Below are 24666 nucleotides of genomic sequence, written 5' to 3'. Positions count from 1 at the left end.
AGGGGATTGTAGCATTAATCAAGAAAGACAATATCCTCAGGCAGCGAAACCTCGTCCCGCCGTTTACTACCGATGATGGAGGTGATGTCGGCGGTGTGATGTCCCATCAATTTCCGAAGCTCCTCGCTATCGAAGGCTGTCACCGCCTTGGCAATATCGTTGATGGCAACCACCTCGCCCGAATCAAAGAAGCCCTCGACTCCTACGATCCCCGGAGGTAAAAGACTTTTGTGGCGCCTGAGCGCGCTGACCGCCCCCTCGTCTATCCAGATGGTACCACGCGGGGCGCTGTTGAGAATCCAGCGGTTACGTGCCGAAAGGCGTTTGCCAGCAAGAAAAAGGGTACCGATATCCTCCCCTTCACAAATTCTCGGAAGTACATTCTTCTCATTGCCATGGGCCAAGACAATGGAGCAACCAGCCGAGGCGGCAATCTCTGCGGCAAGGAGTTTCGTCTTCATACCGCCGGTGGAAAAGGTACTTCCGGGGCTCCCTGCCCAGCTGAACACCTCATCGGTGATCTTGGGAACAACGGCGATGCGACGTACATGAGGGTCGCTTTTGGGGTCTCCATCGTAGAGACCGTCAATATCCGTAAGGATGATAAGCAGGTCGGCATCGATCTTGCTGGCCACCATGGCGCTGAGACGGTCGTTGTCACCAAAGGCAAGGTTGATCTCATCAACGGCAATGCTGTCGTTCTCATTGAAAATGGGAACAACATTGAGGGAAAGCAGGGTTTCCACCGAAGCCTGAAGGTTAAGGTAGGTCCTGCGATTGTTCAGCACATAACGTGTAATAAGTACCTGAGCGATGGTAATCCCGTGATTTGCAAAACACTCCCGATACTGGTGCATGAGAAGGGGCTGCCCGATGGCGGCACAGGCCTGACGCATCCGGACCTCGGTCACTTTGCTCTCTATACCCAGTTCCATAGCCCCCATACCGATGGCCCCCGAACTGACAAGAAGAACCTGTTTCCCGACCTCCAGCAAGGAAGCAATCTGATCACAAAATCGCGCCATGGCCTCCACATCAAGCCCTCCGTCCCGGGCCAAAAGGTTTGTACCGATCTTGACCACAATCCGATTTGCTTTTCGAAGGGCATCCCTCATAACCGACCCCTATAACAGCGCATCGGAGGGATCGGCGGAGATATCTTGATGGAGAAACGAACGGCGTCCGGAGGCGTAATCGTCGACAATCTGTCCGGAACCGATCATACGCCACTTGTAAATCATAAGGCCATCAAGCCCCACAGGCCCCCTGGCGTGGATCTTATTCGTGCTGATCCCCACTTCGGCACCGAGACCATAGCGATATCCGTCGGAAAATCGTGTGGAACAATTCCAGAAAAGATCGGCGGAATCGACCCTGACCATAAAGAACGACGCCTTGGCAGGATCATTCGTCACGATGGCATCGGTATGGCCGGAACCGTAGCGGTTGATATGAGCGACAGCCTCATGGATATCCTTCACAACCCGTATGGAAAGGATCGGCCCCAGATACTCTGTACGCCAATCCTCTTCGGTAGCGGCAGCCACATCGATAAAGCTTCTGGTCGTATCACATCCCCGAAGCTCCACTCCTGCAGCCTGAAAGGCCTTTTGCAAGGGAGGCAACAGCCGGGAAGCAGCAGTCTCGTCAACGAGAAGGGTCTCAAGGGCGTTGCAGACGGCCATATACTGGGTCTTCGAATCAACGGCAATAGAAACAGACATCTCTTCATCGGCATCCCCGGCAAGATAGAGATGGCAGATGCCATCGGCATGTCCGAGAACTGGAATGGAGGAGTTCTTCATGATATGGCGTACAAAGTCGTTCGATCCCCGGGGAATAAGGAGATCAACCAGATCGTCGAGTTCAAGGAGCTCTCCCACCTCCTCTCTACTTTCCAAAAAGGCCATCCACCCCTCGGGGGCACCGGAGGCAACACTCCCTTCGGCAATAAGAGAAGCGAGAGCTCTATTTGTCCGCAGGGCCTCACTTCCTCCCTTGAGAAGCAATCCGTTTCCACTTTTGAGTGCGAGAGATGCAATCTGCACCAGGGCGTCCGGCCTTGACTCGAAAATCATGCCGATGACCCCGATGGGACAACTTACCCGATAGAGGTTGAGCCCCTCGTCCAGTTTCCTCGCTTCAAGGATGTTTCCGGCAGGGTCCGGAAGTTCGATTAAGGCATCGATTCCGGCGATTACCTGGTCGAGTTTCGTTTCGTCGAATTTGAGTCGTTTCAAAAGAGGAGCCGAAAGCTTCTCGCGTTCGGCAGCATCAAGGTCGGCCTTGTTCGCCTCGAAAATTGCTTTTGCTCCTTTTCGTAGGGCCTGTTTCATGCCGACAAGCGCATCATTTTTCTCAGATCCCTTTGCCGCCCCAAGCAAAATCTGGGCATCTTTCACCATCAGGGCTTTTTCTCTGACACTCATACACACATGGTAGACCGTAAAAGCCCAGCGTGGCAACAACCAATCACTGCTGTTCAGGTCGCTTTCGGGATATCGCCGTAGATGGTCTGAACATCTTCTTCCAGCGAGAGAAAGAGCCTGAGAATTTCCGGATCAAAATGATCGGGAGAGAGGCGATCATCGCCCTCGCTCAATAGTGCGATGGCTTCGTCGTGGGAAAACGGACTACGAAAACTGCGTCGCGAACGTAAACTTTCATAAATATCGACCACCCGTACCAATCGAGCCGCAAAAGGAATTTCCCGGCCCTTTCGGCCGAGAGGATATCCCGTCCCGTCGTATCGCTCGTACAAATTTGCGGCGATCTCTCTCGCCGTGGAAAGACGAGGTAATTCGTGAAATACCCAGGAAGCCAAAACAGGGGCCTTACGAACAAGCGTCCATTCGGTACCAGAGAGAGGGCCGTCTTTACTGAGTATGGATTGATCTATCATCAGCTTACTGACATCGTAGAGTTGCACGGCATCAAGAAGTGTCGTTGTATAACCGGGAGAGCAATCGAGCTTATTACAGAGTAAAGCGCAGACCCGTTGTATACGTCTATGCTTCCCCTCCGATCCTTCTTTTACCTCAGTTATCTTTCCCAGCTCACGTACAAGATTGAGATATTCGTCTTCTTTTTTGCCCATCTTTTCAAAGACGAGCAGCAAGAGATAAATATAAAACCCGAGGTGACGGTACCAGGTAAGATCAAACAGTTTAAGACTACGATGAAAGTTCAGAAAGAGAATGCGCTGGGAATCATTAATATAGAGGATAAAGTTCCGTATCGTCCCAAGCTTTTCTATAAGTTTTTCAGGAAAAAACCTTGTATACGCCTCCGGCGAGGAAGCGGCCCCCTGCCAGTTCGACATCAACATTCCCTCTTGCCACACCCCGAGGGACTGCAACTGCTCAATATTAAGTTCGGCATCGATATTTTCTTCCTCGATATCCTCTTCCGTTCTAAAAAACAGCTTTCCTCCGCATTCATAGCTCCCGGCACTAAGGGAGACAAAAACAGCATGCGGCCTGTGATAATCCTCCGGTCCGACAGCAAGATGGGCCTCAATAATACTTGCAATAAGGTGATCAGCCTCGGCACAACTCAATTCCGTCGGGGCTGAGAGACCCGAAGCGGCTATCCCGTCGAAGGAAGACAAAAGTCCGCTGGAGGCAACGTGGGCATTGAGTTCACGTATCTTCAGCAAGGTCCTGACACGAACCATTAGTTCATTGATATTGACCGGTTTGGAGATGAATTCATCGGCCCCTACTTTTATTCCCTCTTCGATATCCTCACGACTATGAAGGGCTGTGACAAGAATTACAGGGATATCCGCAGTCTCTTTATGCTCTTTAAGGCTGCGGCAGACATCAAACCCGGTTAAATCGGGCATCATCACGTCAAGCAGAATAAGATCAGGAGACTTTTGCTTTATCTTTTCTAAAGCATCTTTACCGTTGGCCGCCTCTTCCGGGAGATAGCCCCGCTTTCTCAGGGCCGTAATAAGAAGGAGGCGATTTATGGCCTCGTCATCAACAACGAGGACATGCGGCAAGATTTCATCGTTACTCACCCTTAAAATGTAGGCATAGAGATATGCCAGGTCAATAGCTAAGCGGATGATTAGCACAGCAGCATAAAATCTGTTATGATCATCTCGCTATGGAGCTCTTTACCATGTTGTTCGACAAGACAGAACAAGCTTCCCCTCTCCATCCTCCGATCATCGCCCTCACCGGAGGAGGAGGAAAGAGTACGACCCTCTATCACCTTGCCGAATCTGCAGCACGTCGGGGAAAGAATGTGCTGATCACTACCACAACCAAGATGTTCGATCCGCGTATAGACCCTACCGCTCGTTTTCATCGCTGTTTCATAGGGGAAACGGTTGTCCCACCCTCTTCCGGGGATGGATCCATAACCTTTGCAGCCGAGGCGGAACTTCCGGAAATCAAGAAGGTCAAGGGCTATGAAAGGGACCGTATCTGTGAACTTCGCCGGGATTACGATCTGATCATTGTAGAGGCTGATGGGGCAAAGCGGCGTCCGCTTAAGGCTCCGGGATCCCAGGAGCCTCAGATACCGAAGTGCACCACCCACCTCATTGCCGTAATTGGGCTCGACAGTTATGAGGCCCCCATGGATGAAAACCATGTTCACCGTCCGGAACGTTTCGCATCTCTTACGGGCTGCCGCCCGGAATGCCCGGTTACGGCGGAACACTACTATCGTCTTGCCACCCATCCCGAAGGCGCTTTTAAATCGGCCCCTTCCAATGCACGGCGCTTTCTCCTTTTTAACAAGCTGGATATGCTGAATAAAGATCGTGCTGCCAATCTTAAAGAGAGCCTTGAAAGGCTTTTCCTGCACTCCGAAGGGGGAGAAAAAGGGATCGAGATGCTCTTCGGGTCAATGATGGCGAAGGACGTAAAGGCACAGATAATGGCCGTTTAAAAAAATGATGGAATACCATTGGATCATAATCAAAACAATGGTATGCTACAACGCTAATGCGTGAAAACAATGCTGTTCAGGAGCTGTCCCATGAACCTTTTTGAAAAAGCCGCACAGCTGTCGGCAGAGCACACTCCCTTTGCCGTTGCCACTATCGTATCATCATCAGGCTCTACCCCCCGAAGCAAAGCGAAAATGATTGTCCTAAGCAATGGCAGGAGTTTCGGAACAATTGGAGGAGGCCCTGTAGAGGGGATAGTGATTGAGGAGGCTTTGCAATGTATCCGCTTCGATCGATCCAAGCTTCTTGAATATGACCTCGACCGGGGTGACAAGGTCGAAAGCATAAGCATGGAATGTGGCGGGTCCTTAAAGGTTTTTATAGAATGTGTCAATCCGGGTTCCAGGCTCGTTCTTGTAGGAGGGGGACACGTAAGTCTTGAGATTGCAAAGGTAGCGGCGAAACTTGGCTTTCGTGTCGAGGTGGTGGAGGAGCGAGCCGAATTCTGTTCCGCTGAGCGATTTCCCATGGCAGCAAAGCTGTATCTCGGAAACGATCTCGAAGAGGCAATGGCTTCACTACCCTCTGATCCCTCCTCTTTTATTATCATTGCGACCAACAGCAGCGATGAGCGGGCTCTCCGTTATTTTGTTGGTAAATCGTTTATCTATCTTGGTATGCTCGGCAGCCGTCGAAAGGTTCGTCTGCTCATGGATAAATTGGCCGACGAAGGCGTGCCTCAGGCACAACTTGCCGGGGTAAGGGCCCCCATCGGTTTGGATATCGGAGCGGAAACACCACAGGAGATTGCAATATCGATAGCGGCGGAACTGCTTGCCGTTCGAAGCGGGCATACGGGAGTGCCTCTTTCGGGAGACCACCCAAGGCGTGTGGTGGTCAGGGGAGGAGGCGATATCGCCACCGGCACCATTTGTCGGCTTTTCAGATCGGGCTTCGAGGTCGTCGTACTCGAGATTAAGCATCCGACGGTGATACGACGTAGCGTCGCCTTCGCTCAAGCGATGTTCGACGGAACCATGGTGGTGGAAGGAATCATCGCCTGTCGTGTCGAAAGCTTTGAAGAAATTGAGGCGGTGCTTACCGAAGGTAAGATCCCCATCATTGCCGACCCGGAAGGATCACTTATTCAGGCGCTCCGTCCGGCTGCCGTTGTCGACGCCATTCTTGCAAAAAAGAATCTCGGAACACATAAGAAGATGGCTCCTGCGGTCATCGGTCTGGGGCCCGGCTTTTCCGCAGGTGACGACGTTGATGCGGTAATAGAGACCAATCGGGGACATCACCTCGGAAAAGTCATCCTCCACGGCTCGGCACAGGCCAATACCAATGTTCCGGGAAACATCTCGGGGGTTTCTGCAAAGCGTGTCATCAGAGCCCCGGTAGCCGGTATCATTGAAGAACTTTGCGCCCTTGGCGATATTGTACGTAGCGGAGATCCTGTCATGGCCATCAGAGGGAAAGATGGGCAGAAGGATATCGTTACGGCTCCCATCGATGGCATGGTCAGGGGCCTAATCAAGGGAGGAAGCGAGGTTACCAAAGACTTTAAAATCGGGGATGTTGATCCCCGGGGAGAAAAAGCTGACTTCACCACCGTAAGTGACAAGGCCCGTGCCGTAGCCGGCGGGGTCCTTGAGGCAATCTTGATGCTTTTGGCACGGAGGAAAAAAATAGTATGAAAGATGAAGCAATAAAATTAACCGGTTTCACCCGTTTCTCGGGTTGCGGGGCAAAATTAGGGCCGGGGCTGCTTGATAAGGCATTATGCGGCCTTTCGCAAGCCGAAAATCCGGCGGTTCTGAGTGATTTTTCCGCTGCGGAAGATGCGGGGGTCTATAAAATCGACGAGCATATGGCATTGGTCCAAACTGTCGACTTTTTCCCTCCTATCGTCGATGATCCCTTCACCTTCGGGAGGATAGCAGCAGCCAACGCCCTCTCCGATGTTTTTGCCATGGGAGGAACACCACTCACGGCGCTCACCATCCTCTGCTACCCTAAGGATAAGATTCCCCTCGAACATCTGCGCAGTATGATGGAGGGAGGAATCTCCGCGCTCTCCGAGGCATCCTGCTCCCTGGTCGGAGGGCACAGTGTCGACGACCCGGAGCTGAAGCTGGGCTTTTCCATTACCGGCAGGGTGGATCCTCAGAAGGTATGGAGAAACAACACCCTCAGAAAGGGGGATGCCCTCATATTTTCAAAGGCCCTCGGAACGGGGCTGATCAACACGGCGCTCAGAGCGGAGTTGGCCAGCGAGGAGGCAATAGAGGCCGCCTCCCGGCAGATGGCGACCCTCAATCTTTCCGCAATGGAAATTCTGAAAACCGCCGATCTATCTGCATGTACCGATGTGACGGGTTTCGGTCTCCTTGGACATGCAGCAGAGATGGTCTCAGGTTCCGCCTGGGGGTTTACGATCAAGAGCGGCAGCCTTAAGCTCCTTCCCGATGTCATGGAATATGCATCCATGGGCCTTGTCCCCGAGGGGACCTACCGGAACAAGGAGTTCAGATTGCCTTTCATCGCCAATGCGGAAACGATTGATCCGGTTCTCCTCGACCTTCTTTTTGATCCGCAAACCTCGGGAGGACTTCTGGCAGCCGTTTCCCCACGGGATGCTGAAAGATGTGTCGAAGCAATGAATGAAAAAGGACTATCCGCGGCCCTCATAGGCAGCGTCGAAGGTCCTTCCGAAAAAATCACCATAGCATAGTGGAGGAAAGATGTCTGAAGAGAAAAAGCATGTAGTAGACGCCAGAGGGCTCCCCTGCCCCCAGCCTGTTATTCGCACCAAGAAGGCCCTTGGTGAGGGAAATTTCGATACACTCGAAGTGATTGTCGATAATAGCGCAGCGGTTACCAATGTTACGCGTTACGCCGAACATGCCGGCTATAAGGTGATCGGCACAGAGGGACAGGAGGGTGCCTTTACCATCTCCATAGCAGGAGGCGCCGAGGTTTCCCAGGAAAGCGAGGCGGCGGCCTTCGACCAAGCCATCGCAAGCTGTCCGGTGACTCAATCCGGAGGGACGGCGGGAAAAACCGTTTTTATTTCCAAAGATACCGTAGGAGAAGGAGACCGTGAACTCGGGCGATTGCTCATGAGCGCCTTTCTTTTTGCTCTTACAGAACTCGATCAGATGCCCAAACGGCTTGTCTTTATGAACAGCGGTGTCAAGTTGACCATAGAATCGGCAAAGGAGCTTGGCGACCTGAAAAAACTGGAAGCGGCAGGCATTGAGATTCTCGCCTGTGGGACCTGTCTAGACTATTACGGATTGAAGGATAAACTCGCCGTCGGTATGGTCTCGAACATGTACGATATCGCCACTGCCCTTCTTGAAGGGGATACCGTTACGGTATAGCCAAGGAAGAGGAGATATATCATGAGTGCGCAACAAAAAATATTATGTTCCCTTCTTTTTTTCTTTTCGGCAATCTTTTCGCTCTGGGCCTCCGGTTCACAGGAAGCCCAGCAGGGTATCACCGTCACCGACTCAATCGGAAACCACGTTGTACTCCCCGCCTCTCCGGAACGGATCGTCGTCGCAGGAAAATCGACTCTTATAACCGCCGATACCCTCTTTCTCTTTCCCGAGGCAAGGGGAAAGGTCATCGGGCTGGGAAAAACAAATCAAGGGCTGGGCGATTTTTTCCCTTATCTTGATCCCAACATCGGGGAGATAACCAGAATTGGCCATGAGGTTGGGCCGGAACAGGTTGTCGCCCTCAAACCGGATCTCTTTATCGTAAAAGATTTTGTATATGAAAAGCTTGGTGCACCGGTGGCAAAGTTAGGGGTCCCGACCATAGCGCTATCTCTTGAAACGCCAAGCCAGTATATCGATGACATCATGATTGTCGGGCGTATCTTTGGAGACACAAAACGGGCAGAAGCGATCAACGCCTATTATGCCGATTTTCTCGACAGAATAAACAAAAAAGTCGGGAAGATCCCTGAACAGAATAAACCATCGGTACTCCTGCTCTATTACTCCAACAAGGGAGGAGAGCGTGCCTTTAACATCTCACCGGCAAGCTGGATACAGACTGCTCAGGTGGAAAAGGCCGGGGCTAAGGCAGTCTGGAAGGAAAGCAACAAAGGCGGGGGATGGAAAACAGTCAATTTTGAACAGATAGCGGCCTGGGATCCTGACTACATTTTCATTACCAGCTTCAATAGCGACAGCGGCGATTTCCTTCCCGGAATACTTGCAGATACGACGTGGCAGCAACTGCGGGCGGCAAAGGCCGGCAGGGTGCAGGCCGTCCCTTCCGATTTTCACAGCTGGGCCCAGCCTGATACCCGTTGGATACTTTGTATCGGCTGGATGGCAAAAACGCTCTACCCCGAAGAATTTTCGGACATGAAGATAAGCGATGAGGTGATCCGCTTTTATAATGAACTGTATCATCTGGACCAATCGGTGATCGAGGAAGTTGTCCTTCCCAGGCTCGAAGGAGAGATTGCTGAATAGCCGAGACCTCCACTCAGATACCGAAGAGGAAAAGCGCAGACGGACCATGGTAAAGCTACTGTGCGCTTTAGGGGTAGTGTGTTTATTGTCCCTTTTGGCAGGCAGGTACCCGTCCGCCGGTTTTACCGCTCCTTCGACATTTATTCATGACCGGCTTGCTCGTAACCTGCTTCTCTCCTTACGGCTGCCGCGGCTTATTGCTTCCCTTTTGCTTGGGCTCGCCCTGGGAGCCGGGGGCACGGTTTTTCAGATGCTCTTCTCAAATCCCCTGGTGGAACCGGGATTTCTCGGTGTGAGCCAGGGCGCCGCTTTCGGGGCTGCCGCGGCCATCGTACTTGGAGGAACGGCAGCCTGGCTGATACAGATATCGGCGGCATGCTTTGCCTTTGTCGGCCTCGGGGCGAGCTATCTTCTCGCACGTCATTTCCGCTTCGGAGGCTGGACCCTTCGTCTTGTCCTGGCGGGTATAACGGTTTCGGCCCTTTTCTCCGCAGGAGTGGGAATACTCAAATACACCGCCGACCCCATGAGCCAACTACCGGAGATCACCTTCTGGCTTCTCGGTGGGCTCTGGAGCGTCGGCTGGAAAGAGGTCCTTTCGGTGCTTCCTGTGGTTCTTCTCGCAGCACTTCTTCTTTTTGCCCATCGATGGCGCCTCAATCTTCTTTCGATGGACGACAGGACCGCCTTTTCCTTTGGAATCGCACCGGTACGCGAACGGCTTATTCTCCTTGCCGCAGCAACGGCGGCAACGGCAGCGGTCATCTCCATCAGCGGCATGATCAGCTGGGTCGGTCTGATCGTCCCCCATATGGCGCGGAAACTCTTCTCCGCCAATTCCAGATGGTCGCTGCCCGGTGCAATGATTCTCGGTGCCTGCTTCACCATCGTCTGCGATACCCTTGCGAGAACCCTCCTTGCCGGGGAAATTCCCCTGGGCGTGCTCACCAGCTTCATAGGTGCCTGTTTTTTCATTATCCTCCTCACGAAAAAAAGCACAAAGCGAGGCCGGTGAGATGATGATTCTTGAGGCAAGAGATATTGGTTTTCGCTATCACGCGGAAGCAAAGCCCGTTCTCTCGGACCTTTCCATGGGAGTGGAGAAAGGAAGCATTACCGCAATACTCGGTCCGAACGGTGCGGGAAAGAGTACCCTTCTCGATCTCTGTCTCGGCTGGAAGCAGCCTTCCCGTGGTTCAATGCTGCTTCAAGGCAGGCCTATCGGCTCCTATTCCCGAAGAGAAGCGGGACAATTGATAAGTCTCGTTCCGCAGGACGAGCGAATTTCCTTCGGTTATTCGGTAATCGAATACGCACTGCTCGGTAGAGCCCCCTATCTGGAACAGCTGGAAATGCCCGGTATCAAAGACAGAGCGATTGCCGAGCATGCCCTTGAAAAGACAGGAATCGCAAAGCTGAAACAGCGGCCTGTTACGAGTCTTTCCGGCGGCGAATATCAATTGTTAATGATAGCCAGAGCCCTTAGCCAGGAGCCTTCGATCATGCTCCTCGACGAACCGACCAGTAAGCTTGATCTTGCAAACCAGAGGCGGGTTTCGACCATTCTCGCATCCCTTTCGCAGTCAGGAGTGACGATCCTCTTTACCACCCACCACCCCGCCTTGGCCGCGGCCATCGCCACCCACCTGGTGCTTCTCAAGGAGGGACTGCTTCTGGAAGCAGGGCCCACCGAGCAGATACTAACGGGAAGGAACCTCTCCCGCCTGTACGATGTCCCTATCCATGTCCGTTCGGTGGAAGGAAAACCGGTCATCATCCAGGAGTAGACATGGGGTCAAGGCACGGAATTACCGGTAAAGGTGAAGTGCTCGACATCAAAAAGCCCCATATCGGTCAGTTTTAATTTTGGGATCACCGGTAAGGCAAGAAAGCTCAGGGTCATAAATGGATCGAGCCCCGGATTGATACCAAGTGTATTCCTGGCCACATCGAGCATTCGGCTAAGTTGTGCGTCGATTTCGGCTGCACTTCGATCACTCATCAATCCGGCAATGGGTAATTCCAGGGTCCCCATGACGTTTCCACCTGCCACAATGGTGATTCCTCCCCCCACACTGACCAACTCACGGACCGCCGTATACATATCCTCGTCTCTATCCCCTGCAACGATGATATTATGGCTGTCATGGGCTATGGTCGACGCCACGGCGCCTCCCTTGATTCCGTAGTTTTCCAAAAGCGCAAGGCCGATATTGCCCGTCGCGTTATGGCGTTCAATTACCGCCAATTTTACGATATTCCCTCCCGGAAGAGGGCGAAAACAACCGGCATCATCCCGTTCGACCTCCCGCTCCACCGCTTCTGTGATAAGGGAGGCTTCGGCGACCTGAATGACTCTGGCACGCGAGGAGTCGAGCTTCAGACGAAAGGCATCGACGCCAAAGGGTTTGACGTGGACCGTGTCGGTAACAGAAGAGGCATCAATCTCCTTCGGAAGCTCAAAAAGCGAGCGTCCATCCTTTGCCACCACATTTCCGCCAACCAAAACCGTGGATACCGCAAAATCCTTCAGATCTTCAACGAAAACAAGGTCCGCATCGTAGCCGGGGGCCACCGCTCCTTTTCCGTCGAGCCGGTAACATTCGGCGGCGTTGAGGCTTGCCATCGTTACTGCGGTAATGGGATCGATTCCGTTTCTGACCGCTATCCGCAGATGATTGTCGATGTGGCCCGTGGCCAGGATATCTTCCGGCTGGCGGTCGTCGGTGCAAAAGAGACAGCGTCGGCTATTCTCAGGGGTCACCCCCTTAATGAGGGCTTCCATATTTCGGGCGGCAGAGCCCTCACGCAGCAAAACATACATGCCGCGGCTCAAGCGATCGTTCATCTCCTGGACCGTAGAGCATTCATGATCGGTACGAACCCCTGCGACCGCATAGGCGGTAAGGTCATTTCCCGAAACCATGGGACTGTGACCATCGACAAATTTATGGCGGCTTTTGGCAAGCATCACCTTTTTCAGCACCGGTTCGGAACCGGCGATGAGAGAAGGATAATCCATAAGCTCTCCAAGGCCCAGCACACGCTCTTCATCGATAAGACGTTCCAACTCCTCCGCACCCAAGACGGCACCAGAATGCTCGAATCCGGTAGCGGGAACGCAGGATGGAAGCATAAAATAGATATCAACCGGCAAATTCCTGCTTGCCTTCAGCATATACCGTATACCGTCAAGTCCACAGACATTGGCGATCTCATGAGGATCGGCAATCACGGTAGTGGTGCCCCTGGGCAAAACGGCAGAGGCAAACTGGGCAGGTGTGGAAAGGGACGATTCGATATGAACATGACTATCGATGAAACCTGGAAGGATATAACGGCCGGCGGCATCGATCTCATGAAGGCCCCTATAGTCACCGATGCCGATGATCGTTCCCCCTTCAATGGCCACACTGCCATGGACCAGGCCGTGACCAAAGAGATCGACCACGACGCCGTTTCGTATAACCAATGAGGCCTGCTTCCGTCCGGCCGCAATATCTATCCGCTGTTTCAAGTTATCCATAACACTACTCCTTTTTCGTTCATCCGTCTTGTAAGGCGGATATATTGGGTATACGATACTCCTGTGATTATAACACAACAAAACGCAACAAAGAATGATATTTTTCTACTCTCGGGTGCGACCGTCATCAATGGAAAGGGGACGGCTCCCTTTGTCGGCGACGTAAAGATCGAAGGCGATTCGATCACCGCCGTCGAAAACACGCTGCATAGTAATGATGAAAGCATAAAACGGATCGACTGCAGGGGGCTCTACCTTGCTCCCGCCTTCATTGATCCGCATACCCATACCGATGCAGCACCCTTTCTTCCTCAGGGATTTCGCCCCAAAATCACCCAGGGTATCGCAAGCGAAACCGTCGGGGTCTGCGGTCTCGGTATTGCGCCGATGCCGAAGGAACGGCAGGCTTCCTGGCGAAAAACACTCGTCATCGGAAATCCCGATATTTCATGGAGCTGGGAAACTACCGCCCAATGGTACGACGCAGTGGAAAAAGCGGGCCTTGAGTGTAATGTTCTCCCCTTTGTGGGCCACGGGACCCTCCGCTACGCTGCAGCAGGCGACAAAAGTGCTCCCCTCTCGCCGAAGGAAGAGGCGAAGATGCTTGACATGCTTGAAGAAGCATTCGATGCCGGTGCTATAGGAACAAGCCTCGGCCTCATCTATGTTCCCGCTCTTTTTGCCGGACGAAGCGAACTGCTTGCCGTGGCGAAAAAGAGTGCCGAATATGGAAGACTCCTTGCCGTTCATATGAGAAGCGAAAGCGATGAGCTCTTTCAGGCCTTGAGAGAAATCACCGACATCGCCGAAGAGGCGGGATGCAGGCTCCATATCAGCCATCTCAAGGCCATAGGAGAACGAAATCAGCGGCAGATTCCGCAGGTTCTCAGGTTCATCGAACAAAAGGGGCTTAGCTTTGACAGCTATCCCTATGATTTCGGCAGCACCAGCCTTCTCTCTCTTTTGCCGCCCTTCCTCCTCGAAGGAAGCAGCGTCGAGGGGGCAATTGGCCGATTAGGTGACGCCGAAACAATACAAAGGCTCGAAGCACTTTACGGTGGAGCACAAGCGGCGCCTCCCAGCGTCCCATGGGATAACCTCCCGCTTCTGATAGGCTGGGATAACATCGTGGTAACCGACCTGCCCGGAGTGTCAAAGAAAAAAGCCTTACGATATACAGGGAAGAGTATCGCCCGCATAGCCGAAGAAGAGCAAAGCTCGCCGCTTGCGGCTCTCGGCCTTCTCCTTGCAGCGACAGAGGGCGCGGGACGGATGATGGATCGCTACAGCCAGGAAGATCGCGTCGAAGAGATTCTCCTCCATCCCGCAGGTATGCTTTCCAGCGACACCCTTCTGGGAGGAAGGCTTCATCCCAGGGTCTACGGCACATTTCCCCGTTTTTTCCGCTGGCAGGTATTTGAAACCTCCCACCTCTCTTTGGAAGAGGCTGTGAGAAAGAGCTCAAAGGCTGCGGCCGACCTGTTTGGAATCAAAGACAGGGCCATCATTGCCCCGAATAAGAAGGCGGATATCGTGGTCTTCGACTCGAATATCAAGGACTGTTCAAGCACAGCTTTCCCAGAGAAGGAATCCGAAGGAATCCACTGGCTTTTTATCAACGGGAAGGCCAAAATCGCCGATGGGCACTACCGTTCAGAAAAGCCGGGAAGGCTGATCAGAACATGCATGCAACAAGATGCAACATTATCCTTGTAAGATCGAATATCCTATTGTACAATCGTGATGTCACTAAAACCCACAAGTACGATAGGAGTTGTACAGATGGAAAAATTCTTTCAACTGAAGGCACACAATACTTCAGCCAAGACAGAGATGATCGCCGGTCTGACCACCTTTCTGACCATGGCGTACATTCTCATCGTCAACCCCCAGATCCTAAGCGCTACGGGAATGAATCAGGGAGCCATCTTCACCGCAACGGCAATTAGTTCGGCAGTTGCGACTCTGATCATGGCCTTTGCGGCAAACCTTCCCTTTGCCCTTGCTCCCGGGATGGGGCTCAACGCATTCTTCGCTTTTACCGTCGTCCTCGGAATGGGCTACTCCTGGCAGTTTGCCCTGACAGCGGTATTTCTCGAAGGTATTATCTTCATCATCCTGACCATCTTCAATGTTCGTGAAGCAATCGTAAACTGCATTCCCATGAACGTGAAGCGGGCTATCTCCGTCGGTATCGGCCTGTTCATCGCATTCATAGGACTGCAGGGTGCCGGAATCGTTGTTGCCGACCAAGCTACCCTTGTAACGGTCGGCAAACTTACCAGCCCCCAGGCCCTCGTGGCCGTTATCGGCCTGGTGATCATGGGTATCCTCCTCGCCTTCCGTGTAAAAGGGGCTCTCCTCATCGGTATCGTTGCGGCTACCATTATCGGTTTTCCCCTTGGGGTTACCAGCGCACCTTCAGGCAGCTGGGCTCCCCCCTCCCTGGCACCCATCTTCTTTAAATTCGACTTCAGCAGGATTTTCAGCCTCGACATGTTGGTCATTCTTTTTACCTTCCTTTTTGTCGATATGTTCGATACCGTAGGAACCCTCATCGGTGTATCGACCAAGGCAGGCCTGATTGATAAGGACGGGAATATCCCAAAGGTTAAGGGTGCCCTCTTTGCAGATGCTTTCGGAACAGCCTTCGGTGCTATTCTCGGAACCTCTACGGTTACCACGTACGTGGAAAGCGCTTCCGGTGTTGCAGAGGGCGGAAGAACCGGACTTACCGCTGTTTCAACCGCGGTACTCTTCTTCCTCGCTCTTTTCCTTAGCCCCCTCTTTCTCATGATCCCCGGTGCGGCTACCGCTCCCGCCCTGGTTCTTGTCGGTCTTTTTATGATGAGCCCGATCAAGAATATCGATTTCGATGATTACACCGAAGCAATCCCCGCCTTCTTGACGATGATCATGATGCCCCTTACCTACAGCATTGCCGAAGGTATCATGTTCGGAATGCTCGGCTACATCGTCCTGAAGGTCCTTACCGGTAAGGCAAAGGATGTTTCTGTTGTTACCTATATTGTCGGTATTCTTTTCTTGATCAAGTTTTTGTTGTAGTTTCCTAAGTAAACGTGATTGTACAAACGGCCCCGGTCATCCGGCGGCCGTTTCTTTGTATAGTGTTCCGAATCCTGGTGATACCTCGCCCTTTTTGCTGGTAAAATCCTTACGTTTCCCCCCTGCCGAGCTTTTTTTGTATTCCTCCTTAGCAATTGCCAATGGATACAGGAATTGCGCTTCATATACCACCAATTTTCGGAACACTAGGAACCAATAAAACAACCTGTTCCCCTTGCCTTTTTTTTCACAATACCATACTATGTAGGTATGAAATTTTCGACCAGAACACGCTACGGTCTCAGATTCCTCATCTACCTCGGAAGCGAGGGGGGAGATCGTTATGTTCAGCTCGGCGAAATCAGCGAAGCCGAAAAGGTAAGCCAAAAATACCTTGAACAGATTGTCAGGCTCCTTAAGCCATCCGGAATCCTCGATTCCGCACGTGGTGTCACAGGTGGATACAAGATCGCCGTTGACCCCGACAAAGTGCGTCTTGACCGTCTTTTCGAGCTTCTCGAAGGGGACCTTGCGCCGATCAACTGCCTCAGAGAGGATGAACACTGCGAAAGAGCCTCCCGATGCCCGACTCTTCCTCTTTGGATGGAGCTTGATGATCTTGTCAAAAATTTCCTTAAAGAACGAAGCCTCGGCGATCTTATACGGAACACCAAGGCCAATACCTGCAGCATGATGATGACAAACTGATACCTCGCCCCTTCCGACAAGCCCCGCCGGCGTGTCCGGTTGGGGCTTTAGAAGAAGGAGGCTTTTTTATGCCGATAAAGATAGACGAGGCTCTTCCTGCCCGCCGGGCCTTAGAGGCGGAAAATATTTTCGTCATGACCAGCGAGCGGGCAATGCATCAGGACATACGCCCGCTGGAGATTGCCATCGTCAACCTGATGCCGGCAAAGATAGATACCGAGATTCAGCTTTTGCGGCTACTGGCCAACTCCCCAATTCAGGTCAATATCGATCTACTTCACACCGAATCCTATACCTCGCGCCACAGTTCTCCGGCCCATCTGGAACGCTTTTATACCACCTTCTCAAGGGTTGAAAAAAAGCGCTACGACGGGATGATCATCACCGGAGCGCCTGTGGAGACCCTTCCCTTCACCGAGGTGGATTACTGGGATGAGTTGGCTGCAATCATGGAGCACAGCAAAAAGAACGTCTATTCGACACTCCATATCTGCTGGGGGGCCTTTGCAGGCCTCTGGTACCACTACGGAATCGACAAGCTTCTCTTACCTCACAAGCTGACAGGGGTGTTCGAGCACCGGCGAATGGATGATCATTCGCCACTCTTTCGAGGCTTCGACGACTGTTTTCCCCTTCCCCACTCCCGCTATACGGGGGTCGACGAGGCTGCTCTAAAGAGGATTCCAAGGCTCGAGATTCTCGCACGATCGAAGGAAGCAGGTAGCGCCGTCATCCAGGCGCAGGCGGGACGGCAGATCTTCATAACCGGTCATTTTGAATACGATGCCGACACTCTGGCAAAGGAGTACCAACGGGATACGGAAAAGGGGTTGGATGTGCCAACCCCCGCCCATTACTTTCCTCAGGATAATCCCAATGCTTTTCCCATCTCCACATGGAGGGCTCATGCCCACCTCTTTTTTTCAAACTGGCTCAATTATTCAGTATATCAGGCAACCCCATACGATTTGGGAAGCCTGAAACCGATGTTCGAGGAGGAACAACAATGAACAAGCATCTGGAAACCATCGCACTTCATGGTGGCACTATTCCCGATCCCGTAACGGGCAGCAGAGCGGTACCGCTCTACCGGACAACAGCCTATCAATTCAAGGACAGCGGTCATGCGGCCCGGCTCTTTGATCTGGCGGAACCGGGATTCATTTATACGAGGATCGGCAATCCAACCCAGGATGTCCTTGAACAGAGGATGCAGCTTCTGGAAGGTGGTGTCGGGGCCTTGGCCCTTGCATCGGGAACGGCAGCTGTCTTTTACTCCATCATCAATCTGGCAACGGCAGGTGATGAGATTATTGCAACAGCCAACCTATATGGAGGCACCCACACCCTTTTCACTTCAATCCTGCCGGATCTGGGAATCAAGGTAATCCTGATTCCTCCCAATGATATTCCCGCCCTCAAGGCCGCAATCAACGAAAAGAGCCGAGCCGTCTTTACCGAAATCATCGGCAATCCGGGCCTTGATGTCGCCGACATACCAGCCTTAGCCGAGGCGGCCCACAAGGAGGCCCTTCCCCTCATTGTAGACTCGACCTTTGCGACTCCGGTTCTCAGTCGTCCCATCGAGCTGGGTGCAGATGTGGTCATCCACAGTCTCTCAAAGTGGATCTGCGGAAGCGGAACGGTCATAGGAGGTGCCGTGATCGACGGTGGTAACTTCGATTGGTCCAGCGGCAGGTTCTCGCGTTTCACCGAACCGGATGAAAGCTACCACGGGATACGCTGGGCAAGGGACCTCGGAGACCAGCAGCGGGCGGCCTTTGTTATGCGGATGAGGACCGTTGCCTTAAGGAATACAGGGGCGGCCATCTCCCCGGATAATGCCTGGAACATTCTCCAGGGGATTGAAACCCTTCCCCTGCGCATGGAGCGTCACTGCGAAAATGCCGCTGCGGTCGCCGCATTTCTTTCCACCCACGGCAAGGTCGACTGGTTACGTTACCCCGGGCTCGATACGGACCCCTCGAAAAAGGTCGCCGACAGGGTTTTGAGCGGGGGCTACGGCGGTATGGTTGTATTCGGCGTAAAGGGAGGTAAGGAGGCTGGTAAACGCTTTATTGAGAAGCTGAAACTCTTCAGCCACCTTGCCAACGTCGGAGACGCAAAGAGCCTTGCCATCCATCCGGGAAGCACCACCCACGCGCAGCTCAGCGACCAGGAGCAGATTGCCGCCGGAGTAAAGCCGGAGCTTATTCGGCTTTCCATAGGGATTGAACATCGAGACGATATCATCGACGATATAAACCAGGCTTTGAAGGAGGTCTAAGATGAAGATAGCAAAAAACATGACGGAACTTATCGGGAACACCCCCCTGATATATGCGGATGTACTCCTCTCTCCACAGGCAGCGGCCCAGGGCACGCGGATCGCTGTCAAACTTGAGTCGGCAAATCCCCTCGGCTGTGTGAAGGAGCGGATCGCCCTTGCCATGATAGAGCAGGCAGAAGCCGACGGCAGCCTGAGGCCGGGAGGGATCATCGTCGAACCTACCAGCGGCAACACCGGTGTCGGACTTGCTGGAGTTGCTGCGGTAAAGGGTTACCATATCATTCTCACCATGCCCGAAAGCATGAGCATGGAACGACGCAAACTCCTTGCGGCCCTGGGTGCAGAACTTGTGCTGACCCCGGCGGCGAAAGGCATGAAGGGGGCCATTGAAGAGGCAGAGAAGATTGCATCAAGCAGGGAAAACGCCTTTATTCCGGGGCAGTTCGATAACCCGGCCAACCCGGAGGCACATCGAAGGACCACCGCCCAGGAGATATGGCGCGATACCGACGGCAAGGTCGATCTCTTTGTCGCCGGAGTTGGAACCGGAGGAACTGTTACCGGTACGGGAAGCGCCCTTAAGGCAAAGAATCCGAAAATATCCGTTGTCGCCGTGGAACCCGAAGGCTCTCCGGTTCTTTCCGGAGGAAGTGCAGGCCCGCATAAAATTCAGGGCATCGGGGCAGGCTTCGTTCCCTCGGTGGTGGATATGTCGGTCATAGACAGGATCATCACCATCTCCGATGAGGAGGCAGGAAAGAGTGCCAGGCTGCTTGCAAAAAAGGCAGGACTTTTGGTTGGTATCAGCTCAGGGGCTGCTGCGGCAGCGGCAGCGAGACTTGCCGATGAGAAGGAACATGCGGGAAAGCTGATTGTGGCACTGTTGCCCGACACCGGCGAGCGCTACCTTTCCACCTGGCTTTTCGAAGAAGCGTAAGACAAAAAAGGAATGTGCCCGAAGAGGGAACCTACAGCCCTCCCGGGTACATTCGTTTTGCGGCCATCTCCACCGCATCGATGATCTGCTGGTAGCCGGTGCAGCGGCAGAGGTTTCCGCTCATTGCCTTGCGAATTCTATCCCGGCTCGGCCGTTTCTCCCGGAGTAAAAGCGCATAGGCACTCATCACCATACCCGGCGTACAGAAACCACACTGGATTGCACCGCAGTCGATAAAGGACTGCTGGATCGGATGAAGGCTTCCGTCCGGCCCTTCAAGCCCCTCGACAGTGATTACATTCTTTCCCAAGACCGACGAAAGCTTGGTACGGCAGCTGCGTTTTCCCTGGCCGTCGATTACTACGGTACAGGCCCCACAGGCCCCGACTCCACAGCCGTTTTTGACTCCGGTAAGGTCAAGCCGTTCCCGAAGATACTCTAAAAGGCTGAGATCGAGATCGGCCTCGGCAACACTGCGAACCACCCCGTTGATCGTTATTATTCGTTCATCACTGCTGCTCATTTCAAGTCCTCCGGGTTTATCGTGATGGGAAGGCTGTGGAAGCGAAGTCCCGTTGCGTTGTAAACTGCATTGGCAATGGCCGGGGCCATCAGTTCAAGGGCGGGCTCGCCAATTCCCTTAGCACCCGTGGGAGAGGTTGGATCGGGATTCTCCACAATGATCCCCTTGATCTCGGGCAGATCCTTCGCCCTGGGAATTTTGTATTTGTCAAGATTGAGATTGCCGATCCGACCGTCCCGCACCGCCAGATCCTCGCTCAAGGCCTGCCCCACCGCCTGAGCGATACCGCCGTACATTTGCCCTAAAACCATGGCCCTGTTGATCGCCCGACCGATATCGTGGACCGCGGTTAAAGAAAGGAGCTTTATCTTACCGGTTTTGCGGCTTACCGTCAGCTCGGCAGCCTGGGCGCTGTAGACAAAGGTAAAGTAGGCATCACCCTGCCCAAGCTCTTCGTCCCAGGAAACATGGGGAGCCTGAAAGGTGCCGAAAGCGTAGGGGTAGACCCGATGAAGATGCATCGCCTTCATGGCCTCTTCCCAGCTGAAGCTCTTCCCCAGAGGAACGCTGACCGTATCGTTTTCGAAAACGACCTCAGAAGGGTCGCCGCCCAGCTCTTCGGCAAGGGTCTCGGCAATCAGCTTCTTTAGATTCCGGGCGGCAATAGCCACGGCGCCGCCTCCCATGATGGTCCCACGGGTCGCTACGGTGGTCCCGCCATCGGGAATATTGCTGGTGGAGGGTCGCTTATAGCGAATCCTCGAAAGGGGAACCCCAAGTTCTTCGCTGAGGATCATCATCTGGACCGATTCTGCCCCCTGCCCGTTTTCATGGATGGCCGCCTCCAGAAGGATCGATCCGTCCATCTGGCAGTTGATGATGGAGGAACAATAATCCATTCCCTCCGCCCCGAGACTTGCTCCCCGATAGCTGATGGAAAAGCCGATACCGTAGAGCTCATCCCCTTCCCCCTTACCCCGGGAACAGGAGGGGTACTTTTCCCTGTAGGAAGATTCGGCGAGAAGTCGATCCATTACCGCCTCGAGGCTGACGGTATGGTTATCCAGCACCTGCCCGGTTATGGTTGCATCCCCCTGCTTGACCATATTCATGCGGCGAATCTCAACAGGAGAGAGCCCCAGCTTTTCCGCGGCCATGTCCATAAGCTGCTCAACGGCAAAGTTGACCTGAGGAGCGCCGAATCCCCGCATGGCTCCGGTAAAGACATTGTTGGTGGTCGCGGCAACGATATCCATGCGCACCGCATCGGCGGTGTAGGGACCGCAGCATTGGGCGGTGCTGCGCCAGTTCACCCAGGGGGTTACGCTGGTATAGGCCCCCGAGTCGCTTACCATATCGATATCGGCACCCCGAAACTTTCCCCGCTTATCAAAGCCGACACGATAATGGAGATAATAGGGATGGCGTTTGTAACTCTCTTTCATAGACCAGCTGCGATCATAGGTCAGTTTCACCGGTCGATTCAGTTTCCGTGCCGCCAAAGCAGCCCTGGCGCACACAATGGCGGCGGTATCGTCCTTTCCCCCAAAGCCTCCCCCCATGGGCGTCATATAGACCTCAATGTTGGAAAGGGGCTCGCCCAACATAGCCGAGACAAAACGCCTGGTTGAATAGGGATGCTGCATGCTGCCGTATATCTCGATAACACCATCGGGACGAGGCACGGCAATCCCCGCCTCGGGCTCCATATAGGCGTGCTCGATAAACTGGGTGGAAAACTCCTCATCAAGAACAAGATCACACCCCTGCAAAACAGCCTCCGCATTCCCTTTCCTGACCCGTCCATGGTTGATACGGTTGGTATTTCCCGCAGAACCGGGACGAAGGATCGGAGCATCGGGCTTGAGAGCCTCAAAGGAATCGGTAACGGGAGGAAGCTCTTCTGCCTGCTCCTTGACCAAGGACGCAGCGGCAAGGGCCTCGGCCCGGGTTTCGGCAACAATCAGGGCAATGACGTCTCCTTCGCAAAGGATGCGCTCCTGGGCAAGCATGGCATAATCGCGGTTGATCTGGCCGAAGCAGATCTGTCCGGGAATATCGGCTGCGGTAAAAACTCCGAGAACCCCGGGTGCGGCCGACGCCGCATCAACATCGACGCGAAGATGCTCGGCTCGTACATAGCCGGTATAAACGACAACCGCATGGGCCATACCGTAGAATTTCAGATCGTCGGTATACTTGGCCCGTCCGGTCACCTTGGAAACGGCATCGTTTCTGAAAACCGTCGTTCCGGAAACTGGCATAATAACTCCTTGAATACATATCCCAAAGGAGAGGGATTTGCAACATATTACAACACAATAGGCCCTAATGCAAATAAAAGCGGGGTATGTATCAGAAAAAAATCCATATCAATTATAGGAAACCGCGGGGTCATTTTCGTTAAGTTTTTCTTTACAACTCAATATAGTGTTGTATACTGTTGCATAATATTTGGTCGCTCGCGTTGCGGATTGTTGTATTTCCCGGAACTGCTCGGTGCTCCTTTACCGGGCCGAAACATACCGCACCAAAAAACCAAAGGAGCGTCCGAAAAGGAGACCTCATGAGCGATACCTCCGTTCAAACACCCCCGCAAAACGGGGCAGCAGGCAGTGCCGTAGAGATCATCTACGGTCTAGACGATCGTCCTTCCTTTTTGCAATCACTCTTCGCGGCACTGCAACACCTTCTTGCCATCTTTGTCAGTATTATTACCCCGCCGACCATCATCTGCGGTGTTTTGGGGCTGCCCATTCAGATGACCAGCTACATCATTTCCATGGCCCTGGTCGTCTCTGGCATCGCAACCTTCATCCAGGCCAAGAAGTTCGGCCCTGTCGGGAGCGGACTTCTCTCCATACAGGGCACAAGCTTCACCTTTCTCGGGACCATCATCGCCATAGGCATGGCGGTCAAGGGAGATGGCGGCAGCAACGAAGCCGCCCTTGCCACCATCTTCGGCATCTGCTTCTTCGGCAGTTTCATCGAAATGGTCTTTTCTCGATTTCTCAAGTTCCTCCAGAAAATCATTACCCCCCTGGTCAGCGGTATCATCGTCACCATGATCGGACTCTCCCTGGTCAAGGTCGGGTTCACCGATATCGCAGGGGGATCGGCCGCAGTAGGAACCGACGCCTTTGGAAGCTGGCAGAACCTCGGTCTGGCGGCAATCGTCCTGGTGACCATCATCATCCTGAACCGCAGCAAAAACCAATGGCTCCGCATGGGAGCCATCGTCATCGGCCTTGCCGTCGGCTATATCGTTGCGGCCTTCATGGGGCGTATCGATTTTACCAAGCTCGACGGATTATCCCTGATCAACGTGCCGATACCCTTCAAATACGGATTCTTCAAATTCCGTTTCGACTATTTCATCCCCATGGCACTCCTCTACCTGATCACCACCGTGGAGTCCATCGGCGACCTCACCGCAACCAGTCTGGTATCAAATCAACCCATTGAGGGAAAACAGTACATTAAAACCATCAGCGGAGGGGTCCTCGGCGATGGTGTGAACTCCGCGATAGCGGCCCTGTTCAACAGCTTTCCCAATACCACGTTCAGTCAGAACAACGGCATCATCCAGCTTACCGGTGTGGCGAGTCGCTACATTGGCTACTTTATCGCCGCTCTGCTTGTCATATTCGGGGCCTTCCCCATCATCGGCGGAATCTTCAGCCTCATTCCCTCCCCTGTTCTCGGAGGAGCCACCATCATCATGTTCGGGACCGTTGCAGCCAGCGGCATCAAGCTGATCGGCACCAACGTCATCAACCGCCGGGGGATCCTTATCATGGCCATAAGCTTCGGGCTCGGCCTCGGTGTGATCCTCGTTCCTGATGCCCTGGGGCATTTTCCTCCCCTGGCAAAAACCATCTTCGGTTCGGCAATCACCACCGGCGGACTTTCCGCCATATTCCTCAACATCATTCTTCCCCGTTCCTACAAGGAACAGAAGGTCCACGACGACCTTCGCACCGATATGACCTGATTTTTTTAGGGGGCGCATCCCCTTCGGGGACCGCTCCTTTGCTGCAATTCCTCGCCCCGTCCGGGGCGGGAGCGGCAGCCGGGCTCACTCCCGATCGCCCGCCGCTCCCTGCCGGGGCTGCGGGATTTCCGCTCCGTCCCTTGCGCCGATATCCGGCAGAATAGCGTCATCCTTAGGATCAGGGCTTCAGAGCCATTTGCAAAAAATTGTA

The 24666-nt window shown here is 53.5% G+C and carries 20 protein-coding genes; 14 read left to right on the top strand and 6 right to left on the bottom strand.

Translation table 11 applies throughout. The features are described from left to right. Window positions 1-14: 14 nt before the first annotated feature. From proB to F459_RS0108255, 3 genes are read right to left on the bottom strand one after another with little or no spacing between them, the layout of a single operon-like run. Window positions 15-1115 (bottom strand): glutamate 5-kinase, encoded by a 1101-nt coding sequence (gene proB, locus F459_RS0108265; protein WP_020612264.1) that lies wholly within the window; start codon window positions 1113-1115, stop codon window positions 15-17. Between the two features lie 9 nt (window positions 1116-1124). Beyond that, window positions 1125-2429 (bottom strand): glutamate-5-semialdehyde dehydrogenase, encoded by a 1305-nt coding sequence (locus F459_RS0108260; protein ID WP_020612263.1) that lies wholly within the window; start codon window positions 2427-2429, stop codon window positions 1125-1127. Window positions 2430-2482: 53 nt separating this feature from the next. Then, on the bottom strand, window positions 2483-4027 hold the full coding sequence (locus F459_RS0108255) for a response regulator (RefSeq protein WP_154651659.1): 1545 nt from the start codon (window positions 4025-4027) through the stop codon (window positions 2483-2485). An 89-nt stretch (window positions 4028-4116) separates the two neighbouring features. On the opposite strand from F459_RS0108255, the gene yqeC reads away from it, so the two are divergent. The 7 genes from yqeC (at window position 4117) to F459_RS0108220 (ending at window position 11198) form a co-directional block, all read left to right on the top strand. After that, window positions 4117-4908 carry a selenium cofactor biosynthesis protein YqeC gene (gene yqeC / locus F459_RS0108250; protein ID WP_245540122.1) on the top strand — a complete coding sequence of 264 codons (792 nt, stop codon included), beginning with the start codon at window positions 4117-4119 and terminating at the stop codon, window positions 4906-4908. A gap of 90 nt (window positions 4909-4998) precedes the next feature. Further along, complete coding sequence (gene yqeB, locus F459_RS0108245) at window positions 4999-6609, top strand: selenium-dependent molybdenum cofactor biosynthesis protein YqeB (RefSeq protein WP_020612260.1); 1611 nt, start codon at window positions 4999-5001, stop codon at window positions 6607-6609. Beyond that, window positions 6606-7646 (top strand): selenide, water dikinase SelD, encoded by a 1041-nt coding sequence (gene selD / locus F459_RS0108240; RefSeq protein WP_020612259.1) that lies wholly within the window; start codon window positions 6606-6608, stop codon window positions 7644-7646. The genes yqeB and selD overlap by 4 nt, the downstream gene beginning before the upstream one ends. Before the next feature lie 10 nt (window positions 7647-7656). Further along, window positions 7657-8298 (top strand): sulfurtransferase-like selenium metabolism protein YedF, encoded by a 642-nt coding sequence (yedF, locus tag F459_RS0108235; protein ID WP_020612258.1) that lies wholly within the window; start codon window positions 7657-7659, stop codon window positions 8296-8298. A 21-nt stretch (window positions 8299-8319) separates the two neighbouring features. Continuing rightward, entirely contained in the window at window positions 8320-9411 is a 1092-nt protein-coding gene (locus tag F459_RS0108230) for an ABC transporter substrate-binding protein (protein ID WP_020612257.1), read from the top strand. Next, complete coding sequence (locus F459_RS0108225) at window positions 9401-10426, top strand: FecCD family ABC transporter permease (RefSeq protein WP_020612256.1); 1026 nt, start codon at window positions 9401-9403, stop codon at window positions 10424-10426. Before F459_RS0108230 ends, F459_RS0108225 begins: the two co-directional genes overlap by 11 nt. 1 nt (window position 10427) lies before the next feature. Beyond that, window positions 10428-11198, top strand: coding sequence for an ABC transporter ATP-binding protein (locus F459_RS0108220; RefSeq protein WP_026294954.1), 771 nt, complete (start codon window positions 10428-10430; stop codon window positions 11196-11198). Window positions 11199-11206: 8 nt separating this feature from the next. On the opposite strand, the gene ade is transcribed toward F459_RS0108220, so the two are convergent. Further along, on the bottom strand, window positions 11207-12937 hold the full coding sequence (gene ade / locus F459_RS0108215; RefSeq protein WP_020612254.1) for an adenine deaminase: 1731 nt from the start codon (window positions 12935-12937) through the stop codon (window positions 11207-11209). Window positions 12938-13000: 63 nt separating this feature from the next. On the opposite strand from ade, the gene F459_RS0108210 reads away from it, so the two are divergent. From F459_RS0108210 to cysK, 6 genes are all read left to right on the top strand, one after another. Next, the gene (locus F459_RS0108210; protein ID WP_020612253.1) at window positions 13001-14653 is read left to right on the top strand and encodes an N-acyl-D-amino-acid deacylase family protein; all 1653 of its coding nucleotides are present in this window, start codon (window positions 13001-13003) and stop codon (window positions 14651-14653) included. A 66-nt stretch (window positions 14654-14719) separates the two neighbouring features. Beyond that, window positions 14720-16003, top strand: a complete 1284-nt coding sequence (locus F459_RS0108205) for an NCS2 family permease (protein WP_020612252.1) — start codon at window positions 14720-14722, stop codon at window positions 16001-16003. 270 nt (window positions 16004-16273) lie between these two features. Further along, window positions 16274-16711: an RrF2 family transcriptional regulator gene (locus tag F459_RS0108195; protein WP_013255509.1), complete on the top strand. Its 438-nt coding sequence runs from the start codon at window positions 16274-16276 to the stop codon at window positions 16709-16711. 68 nt (window positions 16712-16779) lie between these two features. Next, window positions 16780-17721: a homoserine O-acetyltransferase MetA gene (gene metA, locus F459_RS0108190; RefSeq protein ID WP_020612250.1), complete on the top strand. Its 942-nt coding sequence runs from the start codon at window positions 16780-16782 to the stop codon at window positions 17719-17721. Beyond that, a complete protein-coding gene (locus F459_RS0108185; protein WP_020612249.1) occupies window positions 17718-18998 on the top strand; it encodes an O-acetylhomoserine aminocarboxypropyltransferase/cysteine synthase family protein in 1281 nt (426 codons plus the stop codon). The genes metA and F459_RS0108185 overlap by 4 nt, the downstream gene beginning before the upstream one ends. Before the next feature lies 1 nt (window position 18999). Continuing rightward, window positions 19000-19938: a cysteine synthase A gene (cysK, locus tag F459_RS0108180; protein ID WP_020612248.1), complete on the top strand. Its 939-nt coding sequence runs from the start codon at window positions 19000-19002 to the stop codon at window positions 19936-19938. 31 nt (window positions 19939-19969) lie between these two features. On the opposite strand, the gene F459_RS0108175 is transcribed toward cysK, so the two are convergent. Together F459_RS0108175 and F459_RS0108170 are read right to left on the bottom strand one after the other, a co-directional pair. Beyond that, on the bottom strand, window positions 19970-20461 hold the full coding sequence (locus F459_RS0108175; protein ID WP_020612247.1) for a (2Fe-2S)-binding protein: 492 nt from the start codon (window positions 20459-20461) through the stop codon (window positions 19970-19972). After that, entirely contained in the window at window positions 20458-22725 is a 2268-nt protein-coding gene (locus tag F459_RS0108170) for a xanthine dehydrogenase family protein molybdopterin-binding subunit (RefSeq protein WP_020612246.1), read from the bottom strand. Before F459_RS0108170 ends, F459_RS0108175 begins: the two co-directional genes overlap by 4 nt. 302 nt (window positions 22726-23027) lie before the next feature. On the opposite strand from F459_RS0108170, the gene F459_RS0108165 reads away from it, so the two are divergent. After that, complete coding sequence (locus F459_RS0108165; RefSeq protein WP_020612245.1) at window positions 23028-24455, top strand: nucleobase:cation symporter-2 family protein; 1428 nt, start codon at window positions 23028-23030, stop codon at window positions 24453-24455. The last annotated feature ends 211 nt before the right edge of the window (window positions 24456-24666 follow it).

It is taken from the genome of Sediminispirochaeta bajacaliforniensis DSM 16054, from assembly GCF_000378205.1.
Taxonomy (GTDB): Bacteria; Spirochaetota; Spirochaetia; order DSM-16054; family Sediminispirochaetaceae; genus Sediminispirochaeta; species Sediminispirochaeta bajacaliforniensis.
This window is presented reverse-complemented; position numbering and strand designations above follow the sequence as displayed.